This window comes from Bacteroides gallinarum DSM 18171 = JCM 13658 (assembly GCF_000374365.1).
Classification (GTDB): Bacteria; Bacteroidota; Bacteroidia; order Bacteroidales; family Bacteroidaceae; genus Bacteroides; species Bacteroides gallinarum.
The window spans coordinates 81727-94557 of the sequence record NZ_KB894133.1 but is presented as its reverse complement, the minus strand read 5'-3'; the positions used below and the strand labels follow the sequence as shown (position 1 = coordinate 94557).

The 12831-nt window shown below is 47.8% G+C and carries 14 protein-coding genes; 5 read left to right on the top strand and 9 right to left on the bottom strand.

Going from position 1 to position 12831, the window contains the following annotated elements; all coding sequences use genetic code 11:
* Nucleotides 1-294: 294 nt before the first annotated feature.
* Nucleotides 295-1110 (bottom strand): transporter substrate-binding domain-containing protein, encoded by an 816-nt coding sequence (locus tag C233_RS0112085; protein ID WP_018667848.1) that lies wholly within the window; start codon nucleotides 1108-1110, stop codon nucleotides 295-297.
* Between the two features lie 12 nt (nucleotides 1111-1122).
* Nucleotides 1123-3204, bottom strand: a complete 2082-nt coding sequence (locus C233_RS0112080) for a putative porin (protein ID WP_018667847.1) — start codon at nucleotides 3202-3204, stop codon at nucleotides 1123-1125.
* A gap of 226 nt (nucleotides 3205-3430) precedes the next feature.
* Here C233_RS0112080 and C233_RS0112075 point away from each other — a divergent pair, with 226 nt between their 5' ends.
* Nucleotides 3431-5335 carry a tetratricopeptide repeat-containing sensor histidine kinase gene (locus C233_RS0112075; RefSeq protein ID WP_018667846.1) on the top strand — a complete coding sequence of 635 codons (1905 nt, stop codon included), beginning with the start codon at nucleotides 3431-3433 and terminating at the stop codon, nucleotides 5333-5335.
* Between the two features lie 147 nt (nucleotides 5336-5482).
* Here C233_RS0112075 and C233_RS0112070 read toward each other — a convergent pair whose 3' ends face one another.
* Complete coding sequence (locus C233_RS0112070) at nucleotides 5483-5971, bottom strand: prolyl-tRNA synthetase associated domain-containing protein (RefSeq protein ID WP_018667845.1); 489 nt, start codon at nucleotides 5969-5971, stop codon at nucleotides 5483-5485.
* A 308-nt stretch (nucleotides 5972-6279) separates the two neighbouring features.
* Here C233_RS0112070 and C233_RS0112065 point away from each other — a divergent pair, with 308 nt between their 5' ends.
* Genes C233_RS0112065 through C233_RS0112050 form a run of 4 tightly spaced genes read left to right on the top strand, consistent with a single transcriptional unit; the run spans nucleotide 6280 to nucleotide 9491 of the window.
* Nucleotides 6280-6933, top strand: coding sequence for a response regulator (locus tag C233_RS0112065; protein WP_018667844.1), 654 nt, complete (start codon nucleotides 6280-6282; stop codon nucleotides 6931-6933).
* A gap of 30 nt (nucleotides 6934-6963) precedes the next feature.
* Nucleotides 6964-7701 (top strand): hypothetical protein, encoded by a 738-nt coding sequence (locus C233_RS0112060; protein ID WP_018667843.1) that lies wholly within the window; start codon nucleotides 6964-6966, stop codon nucleotides 7699-7701.
* 33 nt (nucleotides 7702-7734) lie between these two features.
* Nucleotides 7735-8499 (top strand): hypothetical protein, encoded by a 765-nt coding sequence (locus C233_RS0112055; RefSeq protein ID WP_025068760.1) that lies wholly within the window; start codon nucleotides 7735-7737, stop codon nucleotides 8497-8499.
* A 17-nt stretch (nucleotides 8500-8516) separates the two neighbouring features.
* Nucleotides 8517-9491, top strand: a complete 975-nt coding sequence (locus C233_RS0112050) for a hypothetical protein (RefSeq protein WP_018667841.1) — start codon at nucleotides 8517-8519, stop codon at nucleotides 9489-9491.
* 170 nt (nucleotides 9492-9661) lie between these two features.
* Here C233_RS0112050 and C233_RS0112045 read toward each other — a convergent pair whose 3' ends face one another.
* Genes C233_RS0112045 through C233_RS0112020 form a run of 6 tightly spaced genes read right to left on the bottom strand, consistent with a single transcriptional unit; the run spans nucleotide 9662 to nucleotide 12828 of the window.
* The gene (locus C233_RS0112045; RefSeq protein WP_018667840.1) at nucleotides 9662-10204 is read right to left on the bottom strand and encodes a 2-oxoacid:acceptor oxidoreductase family protein; all 543 of its coding nucleotides are present in this window, start codon (nucleotides 10202-10204) and stop codon (nucleotides 9662-9664) included.
* Nucleotides 10205-10226: 22 nt separating this feature from the next.
* Nucleotides 10227-10988, bottom strand: a complete 762-nt coding sequence (locus C233_RS0112040; RefSeq protein ID WP_018667839.1) for a thiamine pyrophosphate-dependent enzyme — start codon at nucleotides 10986-10988, stop codon at nucleotides 10227-10229.
* A gap of 12 nt (nucleotides 10989-11000) precedes the next feature.
* Entirely contained in the window at nucleotides 11001-11174 is a 174-nt protein-coding gene (locus tag C233_RS24140) for a hypothetical protein (protein ID WP_018667838.1), read from the bottom strand.
* Between the two features lie 37 nt (nucleotides 11175-11211).
* On the bottom strand, nucleotides 11212-12297 hold the full coding sequence (locus C233_RS0112030; protein ID WP_018667837.1) for a 3-methyl-2-oxobutanoate dehydrogenase subunit VorB: 1086 nt from the start codon (nucleotides 12295-12297) through the stop codon (nucleotides 11212-11214).
* Nucleotides 12298-12308: 11 nt separating this feature from the next.
* Nucleotides 12309-12536 carry a 4Fe-4S dicluster domain-containing protein gene (locus C233_RS0112025; RefSeq protein WP_004289820.1) on the bottom strand — a complete coding sequence of 76 codons (228 nt, stop codon included), beginning with the start codon at nucleotides 12534-12536 and terminating at the stop codon, nucleotides 12309-12311.
* 16 nt (nucleotides 12537-12552) lie between these two features.
* Nucleotides 12553-12828 carry a tetratricopeptide repeat protein gene (locus C233_RS0112020; RefSeq protein ID WP_018667836.1) on the bottom strand — a complete coding sequence of 92 codons (276 nt, stop codon included), beginning with the start codon at nucleotides 12826-12828 and terminating at the stop codon, nucleotides 12553-12555.
* Between the last annotated feature and the right edge of the window lie 3 nt (nucleotides 12829-12831).

Genomic DNA, 12831 nt, shown 5'->3' with positions numbered 1-12831 from the left:
CTGCCAAGCTCACTCTCATTAAAACTTTTGCGGTATTTTTCCAGAACATCAAATTCTGTGAAGCCCAAAGTTGGGTGAATTTCGGAAATATTTTGTATCTTAGCCATATCTTAGTCGGGGAATTTCCCCCGTTTTGGCCTTCAAACCTTATTTGCGGGGGAATACCTAAAGATACAAAAAAGCCAGCTAATTCGCAATATTTTGTGTATGAATTAGTTGGCTGATTTTATATTATTTACTGAATGTCCCTAACATTCAATTCCTAATTTCTACCCCCCTCCAACTTTCAACTCTTTAATAGTATTTTCCGTATATTTCCTTATACTCTTTTCCTTGTTTGAACTTTTCCAGCCATGTATTCAGGCTGTCTAAAAGTACCGGGGATTGCTTGCTTACTCCCCAGGAGTAGAATTGGGTGAAACTTATTGCGGTGTTTATATCTATCTGCGGTAAGCTGTCGGCAGCGGCACGGGCAATGCTTTCATCGCATACGGCATAATCTATATCGCCATGCGCCACGAGCGCGATAAGCTGTTCGGAACCGTATTTCTCTATTTCCTTAATATATATGGTGTCGCCTATTTCGTTTCCCAAATTGCGGATGCGCAGGATAGAGGGAGAGCCTTTTACTACATTCAGCGTTTTTCCGGCTAAATCCAACTGGCTTTTGATATAGAGGGAGTCATCGGGAGTCGTGGGTTTGCGTTGTACCAGCACTTGCCTGTTCAGGGCAATGGGGGAGGTGAGAAGCAGGGAATCCTTTAATTCGCTGGTGGCCAAGATGCCGTAGGCTATGACATCGTACTTGCCTTCCGCCAAACCTTCCAGACGTTCGTTGAAGCTCATTTCGGGCATAATGGCTACTTTCAGCCCGTGCTCGCGGGCAAAGGCTTCTATCAGTTCGTAATGGAAACCGGATAATGTGTCGCCGTCTACATAAAAACTGATAGAGTTGTATTCCGTAGCAGCGCGGAGGATACCTTCTGCCGCTATTGCGGCATAGTCGCGGGGATGCCCCTTACGGGTTTCTTTCTCAGGCAGGACGAATGTGGCGACGAGCGCGGCCACTACTCCCAAAAGGATGTACTTCAATAGTCTGCTCTTTTTCATAGGGATACGGTATTAGTCGTAGAAATTCCACGAAACGCCTATCTTGAACAAGCGCGGATTGATAGGGTAATGCGGTACGAGGAAGTAATTGCCCTTGCCCATACCAGCATTGACGTGGTACATCATGGCAAAGATACGTGTCCGCTTCAAGTGAAGGTTGGCATATACGTTTACTATCGGATAACCGCCTATTTCTACCTGGTCGTCTGTCGGCTGGAGGTGGAACTGCTGGATAGCCGGCGTATAGGCGGGCGCATTGTATTTGGTGAAATACCGGACATCGGCTCCGAGCTGTACGGTAAGTACCTTCTTGGCGATTTTGGCGAGTAGGTACAGGTTGTGGTACAGCGAGAGTTGCGGCAAAGGCAACACCGTTTCATTGCTCGACTTTTGCCAGGTTACCTCGTTGTCCAGATGCAGGATGCCCAAGCGGAAATCTTGCTTCAAGGTGGCGGAGAGTACTTGTATATTACCGCTTTCCTGTGCGGGCATCGCATTTTGGTTGAAATAGGTATAGTTCTTGATATTCTCTACGCCGGCACGCAGGTTCGTTTTCCAGCGTCCGATGTTCAGCTCGCCTTCCACGCGCGTGCGGAACTCTTTGTTCATATTCTCGTTGTCCCAGTAATAATGGTTGGAGTGGTAATGGCGCATATAGAAAGAGGGCAGGGTATTGCTTACATACCCTCTTGCATAGAAGTTCACGGTATCTTTCCAAAGGCGGAAGTTCAGGTCGAGGTCGGCGTTGACGCGGAACTGCCCGAGTGCTTTATCCATGATGCCTATCTCGCCGTTTACGTTGTAATGCAGTGTTTTGCCTTCGCGCTTGGCGAGTTCGCCGCCTACGAATATCTCCTGTTCCTCAAAACGGGTGCGCGACAAGGTGTCCATTAGCTCGTAACGGCTGAATTTGTGCGATATATAGGCGGTCAGTCCGGCTTTGGCGTATTTGTTGAAGCCTTCGAGCAGGGCAATTCCGAATACGTTCTTTACACTGAATGCCGTGGTCGAGTCGCGACTGCCCACTTCGTTGAAATAGGTGTTCGGATACTGTCCCTCCGTTTCCTGCGCCGAAGAGAATTTATGACGCGTACGCTCCACTTTTATGGTGTGTATGAAACTGGTGACGGGAACGAATTCTTCGGTTATAATCGTGTCTTTGGGCAGGGGTACGCTATCGTTGGCAGCCGCTGCTCCGGGAGATTTGGCATCTTCCACGGTGGTCGTTTCCCGCGTGAAGCCCAGCCGGTAACGTTGCGTGGCATATACATAGAAATCCTTATTGTGGTTTGCCGTCTGTTCCAGTTTAACGGGAATGGTGGTCGATTCGTATTCTTTCTTGCCTTCCGCCATATCCTCCGGGCGCGTAATGTAACGGTCGTCCTGGATACCGCCGTTTTCGTTCATCTTCATTACGAAGTTGTTGTACACCGCCTGCATCTGGTATTTGTTGCCGATATAGCTGGCGAATATTCCGGCATTGAAGTTCGAGGTGGACTGGTTCTGATAATATCCCCGCCCGTAAAGGTAGTCTATATTGAAACCGAAAGCCAGCCGTTTGTTGGCATTTACCGAAAAGTACGACTTGAAACGTTCCTCACCGTTAATTTTGTTTCCCGCCTTATAATAGGTAAGGTTGGTGTAGGGCACGTTGCTGTTGGTGAACTTCACTTCGTCGGGGCGGATGAAGAAGCTGGAAAACGGCTCCATAAAGATAGTGGGCTCGTTGTCCCTGCGCTCGAAGAACAGGCGGGACAGGCGCGGCGAACCCAAGTTGCCCAGGTAGTTATAATGCCCGTACATGCCTTCCACCAGATTGGTATTCTGGAAGTTGAGGTTGGCGGTATCGGCAGGGATAATGGTACGGTCGCCCAGTTTCTCGCTCAAACGCCACATATAGAGTTTCGGGGGGATGCTTTGGATTTCCGTATTGGTACTGTCTTCCAGGTTATCCGGCAAAGTGTTCGGGTCTACCTGGTTGCCGAATTGGTCGCGGCCGGTCACAGGGTCTATGCTGTTGAATGTGTTCTGTGCCCCGGCTCCCAGTATGCTTATAACGGATAGAAATATGTATGTCAGTACGATTCGTCTCATAATTAGGCGCAAAGATACAATAAAAAATTATTCGCTTATGGAATTCAGTCTTTTTTGCTTCTTTTTTACATTCTGTATTCGTATGCGTTCCGCCTTTTGGTGCGGTAAAAGTTATCTGCCGGCAGAATGTTTTTTCTTTCAAATGAAGTATTATATGTTTCGAGTTATTTATATTTGTATTGATATTATGATGATAGCCTATTGTTTGATATAATCCGTTATCTGTATGAAAATACTGTTTGTCCTTTTGGGAATATTTGCCGTTAGTCCGTTTCTGCATGCCCAGGATGCAGAGTTGCAGGCATACCGGGAAGAACTGGAGCGCGGCATGGAGCAGAAAAACCATGACAGCATTGCTGCGGCTTATAGCCATTTGTGCGAGTATTATGCTTACCGCCAGGCGGATAGCACCCGGTATTACTGCGAGTTGGGGTTGGAATATGCACGCACGGACAGGGCGGAACCTTATCTTAGCCTGCTGAACAATCTGGCAGATTCGTACTTCTCTATGGGCGACTTGGACGAGGCGTTGAGGCGTTTCCTGTTTGTCCTCGAGGAAGCGGAACGCCTGAAATGGAGCGAAGTCCAGATTGCATCCGCATACTCTTCCGTGGGGGTGATATACCGCAGGAAGGAAATGCCCGATTCGGCACTGGTGTGTTATAACCGGGCAATGGAACTGCTCGAAGGGCGCGATGCCTACGATGAGCGTACTCAACTGCTCACGAGCATCGCCGTGCTTTATGCGAATACCGCCCGGCTCAAAGAGGCCGAATATTATGTACGCAAAGCGTTGGAGGTGTCGGAGAAAAGCGATGATATGGATATGGTGATGTATGCCGCTTCTACGGCGGGCAGTATCCTGGCATTGCGGGGAAACTATGCGGAAGCTGCGCAGTTGCTTTATCCGGTGCTTGCCAAAGCGCGCGAGCAGCATAAGCCGCGATTCGTGCTGAAAACCATAGCCTATCTGCTGAGCGCTTATTACAGAATGGATAACCGGGATTCGATTGATTATTATATGGCGGAAGGGAACAAGGTGGCAGCCGGCTTGCCCGAAACGAATGCCGAGGTGCAGGGTTATCACGAGGCATTGTGCGATATATTGACCAAAACGAAGCGTTACCGCGAGAGCCTGCTTATTCAGCGCCGCATGCTGGCAGCAAGGGACAGCAGTTCCCAAACCCCTATCGACCGTCTTTATGAACGAATGGCACGCAATTATGAGGGGATGAAAGATTATCCGGAAGCGGCGAAATATTACGCGAAAGCGTACCGTACTGCCGACAGCCTGCATAAGACGGAAGTGGACGCCGAGTTGTCCGAGCTTTCCATGAAGTACGAAAATCAGGAAAAGGCACTCGAGATAGCACGGCTCACCCAGGAACATCTGGAACAAAAGGCCAAGACCATGCAGTGGAGCGTGGCGGCGGTGATAGCGTTTTCGGCTTTCCTGTTGCTCGCCGCCTACTATATTTTCCGTCGTAAGCGTATCCGCAAGGAAGAAGAGCTGAAACTTGCCCAAAGTTATATAGACGGCTTGGAGCGAGAGCGCACGCGTCTTGCCAAGGATTTGCACGACGGTGTGTGCAACGACCTGCTCGGTATCGGTATGCATATGCAGTGCATGCGGCCTACCGACGAGTCTAAACAGGAGCTTCTTGCTTTATTGGAGCAGGTGCGCAGCGATGTACGTTGTATCTCCCATGAACTGATGCCGCCTAAATTTCAGTTCACCACTCTTGATGAAACCATGGAAGCTTATGTGGAGCGGCTTGCCCTGCCTTCGTCTGTACAACTTGCATTCAGCAAGGAGAATGAAGGCATGCAGTGGAGCGGTGTGCCGGAGCAGGTGTCTTATGAGGTCTATCGCATTATGCAGGAATTGCTGTCCAATATACTGAAACATTCCGGAGCGACGGAAGTGGATGTAAATCTCTCCTTAACAGGGAAATTACTGGCATTGCAAATCTCGAATAATGGCAAAAACTATTCGGACGGCGGAATGCAGGGAGAGGGGATAGGACTTGTTACAATCCGGGAACGCGCCAAAGCCGTAGGCGGTATGTTTGTTGCGGATATCCAGGACGGGAAACAGATATTCAGGCTTGAAATATCGTTGCCTGTTTAGCCGGAAACCGTTTTTTACCGTAAAGTCGGAATAATTATAAAATATTAATCTATTGACATGCCTGGCAATGGGACGGGGGTACTCCGTCCCATTCGTTCCGTAACAGGTAGACGTATTATTTATAGTTATTCCATGCGTAATATACTTTTAATCAATCTGCACTTCTTTGAAATCCGTATGGCCGATTGCCGGTAATAGGGTTTCCACTATATCCTTTGTCTTTAATTTCAGGCTGCAAGTGTTTTCGCATGGATGACAGCCTATATAGTCTGTTTGCATGATTTCTTTGTCTATCAACAATTTTACTTTATTGCCCCTGTCGTAGATAAGTCCGAGTACACTTACAGCTCCCGGACTTGTAGAAAGGAATTCTTCCAGCTCTTCGCTGGAAGCGAAAGATAGATGCGAACTGCCGATTTGTTTCGCAAGCTCTTTTACCGATAATTTTTTATGTCCTGGGAGTAGGAGTAGAAAATACTCTTTTTGTTTGTTCACCAGGAATAAATTCTTGCACGAAGCGACTCCCAATCTTTTTGCTATGGCTGTACCTTCTTCCATTGTCATAATCGGGTGATGTTCCATACTGATATAGCCGATACCCGATTTGTCGAGTATATTATAGATTTCACTTCTCATTTTATTCTGTTTGCTTTATTATTCCGACTGTTTCCGTATATCTGTAAATACCGTATATCTGCAAATATAGAAAATCAATCTGAAAAAGAAGGCCTGGGGCTTCTTAATCGATTCCGGTTTTCTGTAATTACTAAAAACTACAATTGTTTTTTATCCTTAACTATTTATTTTTGTCATAATCCGTTGGTTTGCAGAAATGCATATGAGAAGCATTTACATTTATCGGCGAAAATCACTATTTTTGGTGATGCCGCATATTGATAAATGCTATTTCTTTGCAATATAATTCAGAACACAAAGATAGGTTGATGAAAGAAAAAGATATACGCATTCTGTTGGTGGATGACCATGATTTGGTGCTTCAGGGCTTGAAGCGGATAGTGGAATGTTCGTTGCCGGAAATAAAAAACGTATGTACTGCATCGTCGGGACAAGAGGCGCTGCTTCTTATCGGCTCCCAACGCTTCAATCTTTTCGTGTTGGATATGGAGTTGCCCGACATATCAGGAATGGATATCATTGAGCGAATTCGGGAAAAAGACCCGCAGGCGCGTATCATCGTAAATACCATGCACGAGGAAATCTGGTTCATTAAAAATCTGATACACTGCTCGGTAGACGGCATCCTGTTCAAATCCGTCGATTCTACTAAAATAGCGGAAGCTATTCGCCGCGTATTGGACGGCGGGACATATTATTGCCCCTATGCCGAACATGTACGTGTGCAGATGCGGCGTTCGGACGAAGGACGGCGTGAAGAACTGACCCTGCGCGAGCTCGATGTGCTGAAACGCATATCCGAGGGCAAGAATACGCAGGAGATAGCCCAGGAACTTTGCGTCTCCACCAATACGGTCGATACACACCGGCGTCACCTTATGGACAAGCTGGAGGCGCGGAATGTGGCAGACCTGATAATGACAGCTATCTCCAAGGGGATTATCCCTATCCGTAAATACTGACGACATTACTCATTTAAATAGTTTGATATTATGAAAAAGTTTACAGTTATAACCTTGTCCGCAATGTTCTGCGGACTGGTTGCGTTGTCAGCATGCGGCGGTGGCGCCGCTTCGGGTTCGGCTGCAAGTAGCGATGCGCCTCTGGGACGTGTACCCGCCATATTCGTAGAAGTGGCTGCAAAGAAAAAAGCGCTGGATGAAAGCTTGCGCAAAGAAGATGACTTAGACAGTTACCAGAAAAAGCTGAAAGAATTCGACGAATATGCTGCCGAAAGTTTTCAGAAAGCAGCGGAAGAAGGCGAGAAGCTGGTAGGGCGCGAAATCGTTTGTACCGGAGATGTATATCCGGATTTCCAGGTTACGGGTGCTAAGATAGCGGAATACCGTGCCGGACGTGAAACGGGAAGCGTCATTGTGCGGGTAACGGTAACTCCCAAGCGCGATATCGTGGTACGCGAAACGAAACGCGACTGTGCCGAGGGAGAATATCCGCTGAAAGATACCCGTATGTACTTCGCCTTGATGAAAGCCGACGACCATTTGATAGAGTTGGGGCAGTTGAACCCGTTCAACAGTAATCCTTATAACAGTTCTTTGAAGGCGGAATATGCTCCCGGACAAATGATTCAAGCCGGTGTGCCTTGCCATAGTGAAGGCGCTCCCGTTTATATTAACTGCCACACCCGCGACTTTACGGAATTTGCAAAGATTGTATTCTTTGCAGAGAAAGACTATATGGCGATACGCAAACAAGCCTACGGTTTCTAAATGTACAGTTCTTCAATTAAAAAGCAGACAGATATGAACAGATTTTTAATGGCGGCAGCAGTTATCGTGCTTGCCGCCTGTGGCGGTGCATCCACACAAAGCGGAAAAAGTACGGATAAAGAGGGGCTGGCCGGTAAAGTATATAAAGTTCAGACTTTGATTTACAACGCAAAGGCTCAGGGCGGTGCAATAGTGAAAGACGGCAAGCCGGATGCTTATCATGAAACGGATTTTTTTCCGAAAGAAGATACCCGGATTTATAACACTGCCGAACAGCTTGATTCCGTAATAAGTGTGGTAGATGCCATGAAATATATTACAGTCTATGCCTACCAGGACGGAAATGTCAGCAATGAGAAGCTCTTCCAGAACGGTGAATTGGTTACCGACCGTAAGTATGTTTATCAGAATGGCAATCTGACGAATACAATCGAAGATATGTATATCGGCGGTGATAAAACCACCAATGAATATCCGGAGGATGCCTCGAAGATAGAGTATGATGCGAAGGGCAACCGCATAGAGCATGGAGATACGGAACGCGATTATGTGGTAAAAGACGCTCAGGGGCGTGTGCTTAAAGAGTCTGCTTACAGCGAAATGGACGACTATCTGATAGTTAAAGAGTATGCCTATAACGAAAAAGGCTGGTTGGAAACTTGCATATCTTCCGATGATAATAAAGTTTCTTACGACTATACGGAGACAGACGACCGGGGCAACTGGACGCGCATGGTGATAACCCTTAACGGACAACCTTACGGTATTGCGGAGCGTAACATTACTTATTACGAATGATAATATAAAGATATAAAATGGAAATTATAATCATATTGCTGGCCTTATTCTCGCAGCTATTGGGCTTGTGCGGCTTTGTTTTCTCATGCTTCTTGTTCTTGAAATTCAGCAAGATAAAGGGGTGGTTCAATAAGAAAGCGGGTACGGAGATTGTATCTTCTTTCAGCTTCCGTCCTTTTCGCACGCTGATTATAACGGGGTTGCTGGGGTTCGTAATGATGATAGTAGGGCTGCTTTGCAGTGTATGGCTTTGGGGCGACGGGACATCTGCTGAAACGCAGCTTTACTGGCTTGTAGGCATATGTGTGGCTTTGACGCTGGTTTATCCTGCCTGGCGTGTCGTACGCCGTATCTTACATTGCAGCCGGGCAGAGAACAAGAAAGCGGAGAGGTGGCGTCTTTTTTATGACGTGGTAATAAATTGGGCAGGACTTTGCGGAGGCTTGTTGCTGCTGGTCGTCTTATCTTTTGTGGCGGTAATCCTGTCATTTACCAAATGGAGCAATTTCGTTCCCATCCGTTTATATGAAATGGTAGGAATGGATGTAGTACCGGAATCGAAGACTTATTATTGGGTAGGTGCTGTGTTGGGCGTAGTAGCGGTCTTTTCGCAATGGTTCGGTCCGGACGGGGAGGATGTGATAGGCTATATGGTGGGTATCTCCGTACTTGCCTTTATCGGCTATGCCTGGTATCAGGTACGCAATGCAACACCCGAAGATAGAAAACGGCTGGCTTGGCGGTGGGGATATATGATATTGACTACTTATGCCGTATTCACCATTACCTGGATACTGATATTCGTGGCAATCGCACTGCTCATTCTTTATATCGTACTTGCAGCTACCGGCAATGCAGGCGGAGGCGGTAAGGACAAATATAAAGTGACCTGTGACAATCTGACAGATGATGTAATAAACGGAAGAGGGATATGCAAGATTACAAACTCCAGATGCAAGATGCGTGATACAGGAGTTTGCCCTTACGATTAAAAGAAAGCGGTTGCCGGTAAAGAGGCAACCGCCGTAAGCTTTCCGGGATAACCGGTCATAAAAAAACGGATGATGTATCGCTTTGAAATACACCATCCGTTTATATTGAACGAACCGTTTGTTCGGGGCTGACAGACTATCTGTTTACCCCGAACGGACGGTCTGTTTTTTCAGACCTCTTTAATCAGCTCCATGCCGCGTTTGATAGCCTCTTCATTCATCGGTATCAAGTGGTGGTGACGTTCGGGGAGTGTCTTTTTCAATCCTTTGATAACGTTGTCCAATGTTACAATCGGGGCAATCTTCAACAGGCCGCCCAGTACAATCATGTTGAATGCCTTTGCATTGTTCATCTCATTGGCGGCATCCATGGCGTCGATGCGGTAAACGTGGATATCCTTGCGCGTAGGCGGATTGATGATGCCGTAGCCGTCGTAGATAAGTACGCCGCCCGGTTTTACCTTGCTCTCGAACTTCTCCAGCGAAGGCTGGTTCAGGATGATAGCCGCATCGTATTTGCTCAGGATAGGCGAGGAGATTTTCTCGTCGCTCACGATTACGGTTACGTTTGCCGTACCGCCGCGCTGTTCCGGTCCGTAGGCGGGCATCCAGGTCACCTCTTTACCTTCCATTAATCCGGAGTATGCCAAAATCTTTCCCATGGACAATACACCTTGTCCGCCGAAGCCTGCTATAATGATTTCTTCTTTCATTGTTCTTCTGTTTTTAGCATCCTTATTTATCTTTCAAATCACCCAGTGGATAGAAGGGGAACATATTCTCTTGCATCCATTTGTTCGATTTCTCCGGAGACATCTTCCAGCCGGAGTTACAGGTAGAAACGATTTCCACGAGGTTGGAACCTTTGCCTGCCATGGAGTTCTCGAACGCCTTGCGGATAGCCTTCTTCGCCTTGCGGATAGCGGGAACGGTTTCCACGCTCTGGCGGGTAACGTATGCCGTACCTTCCAGTTGGGCGGCGATGTCTGCAATCTTCAGGGGATAACCATGCAGGTGCACATCGCGTCCGTAAGGGCTGGTAGAGGTTTTCATGCCTACAAGGGTGGTAGGAGCCATTTGCCCGCCGGTCATGCCGTAGATAGCGTTGTTGATAAAGACAATGGTTATATTCTCGCCGCGGTTCAGTGCATGAATGGTTTCGGCAGTACCTATACATGCCAGGTCGCCGTCGCCCTGGTAGGTAAATACCAGACGGTCCGGCCAAAGGCGTTTGATAGCGGTGGCAAGGGCGGGAGCACGTCCGTGGGCGGCTTCCTGCCAGTCGATGTCTATGTAGTTGTAGATAAACACAGCGCATCCCACGGGGGAGATACCTATGGCTTTATCTTCCATTCCCATTTCTTCGATTACTTCGGCAATCAGTTTATGAACCACGCCGTGGCTACATCCCGGACAGTAATGCATGGGATTATCGTTCATCAGAGTCGGTTTCTTGGCAACCAGGTTCTCAGGTTTGATAATATCTTCTTTTGTCATAATCACTTCTCCTTATCTGTTGGTGAACCGTATGAAGAACTCCATGAGCTTCACGAATATAGCCGCGCCGCAAACGTATAAAAACAGTTTGAAGTCGTCTCTTGCAGCAAAGTACACGATGATAGCCGCCAGGGCAAGTATCATGAAGAGTATGTTCAGTACGTTTCTTATTTTATCAGGATTCATCGCTTTATTTACGATTTGGTTATTTACTGTTTACGATTTATCTTGAAATCAGTTTTTCTTTCAGCGCCGTTACAATCTCATCCGGGTCGGGTACGATACCGCCGAGACGTCCGAAATGTTCCACTTTCACTTTCCCGTTTACCGCCAGGCGCACGTCCTCAATCATTTGTCCGGCATTCAACTCGGTAACCAGCATGCCTTTTACCTTGTCGGCATAGGCGGCAATGGCTTTGGTGGGGAAAGGCCAGAGGGTGATAGGACGGAGCATTCCGACCTTGATGCCTTCTTCGCGTGCCAGCTCCATAGCTTTCTGGCCGATACGCGCCATAGAGCCGAAAGCTACAATCAGGTATTCGGCATCTTCGCAGTGTATTTCCTCGAAGCGTACTTCGTTTTCTTCGATTTCTTTGTACTTGGCCTGGAAGCGGATATTGTTCTTCTCCATTTCTTCCGGCTTCAGCTCCAGGGAGGTGATGATGTTGGGCTTGCGGCCGTTGGTTCTGCCGGTAGTGGCCCACGGGCATTGCTCGATGACTTCGGCATCCGTACGGCGCGGCTTTTGCGGAGGCAGGACAACCTTTTCCATCATCTGCCCTATTACGCCGTCGGCGAGGATGATTGCCGGATTGCGGTATTTGAAGGCGAGTTCGAAGCCCAGGCTCACGAAGTCTGCCATTTCCTGTACGGAAGCGGGTGCGAGGGCAATGAGGCGGTAGTCGCCGTGTCCGCCGCCTTTTACCGTCTGGAAATAGTCCGCCTGGCTGGGCTGGATAGTCCCGAGTCCGGGACCGCCGCGCATTACGTTTACAATCAAACACGGCAGTTCGGCTCCTGCAATGTAGGAGATACCTTCCTGCTTGAGGCTGACACCGGGGCTGGACGAAGAGGTCATTACCATTTTTCCGCTTCCGGCGCCGCCGTACACCATATTAATAGCTGCCACTTCACTTTCTGCCTGGAGCACTACCATACCGGTGGTTTCCCACGGTTTCAGTTCGGCAAGAGTTTCCAACACTTCCGATTGGGGGGTAATAGGATAGCCGAAGTATCCGTCGGCGCCGCAGCGGATAGCTGCATGGGCGATAGCTTCGTTTCCTTTCATTAATACAACTTCTTCTGCCATATTCTTCTTATTTATTCTACTTTTACTTTATAAACCGAGATACATCCGTCCGGACATACGGTTGCGCACGAACTGCATCCGTTGCAGGTATCTTCCAATATCTGGTGGGCATAGTTATACCCTTTTACATTCACCTCCTTGGTGAGGGCTATTACATTGAGCGGACAAGCCACGACACATAGGTTGCAGCCTTTGCAACGTTCGGTGTCCACTACGATTGCTCCTTTGATTTTTGCCATAATTTACGTTCTTTTATTATTGATTGTACATGTCCTTATGGAAGAAGTTCAGAATATCCATTACCATATCGTAGGCTTGCCGGGCAGGGCTGTCCGGATTGAGGTCGATAGCATAGCGGTAGTTGTTCAGCGCCTGCTGCCAGTTGCTCTGTTTACGGTAAGCATTTCCACGGAGGTAATAAGCTTCGTCTTTTCCGGGAAAATCGGTTTTAAGTATTTCGTCGAGCTGAAGAATGGCCTGCTCCACATTTCCCTGATTGATAAGCTCTTTTATGGTATTTAGTTGCTCCATATC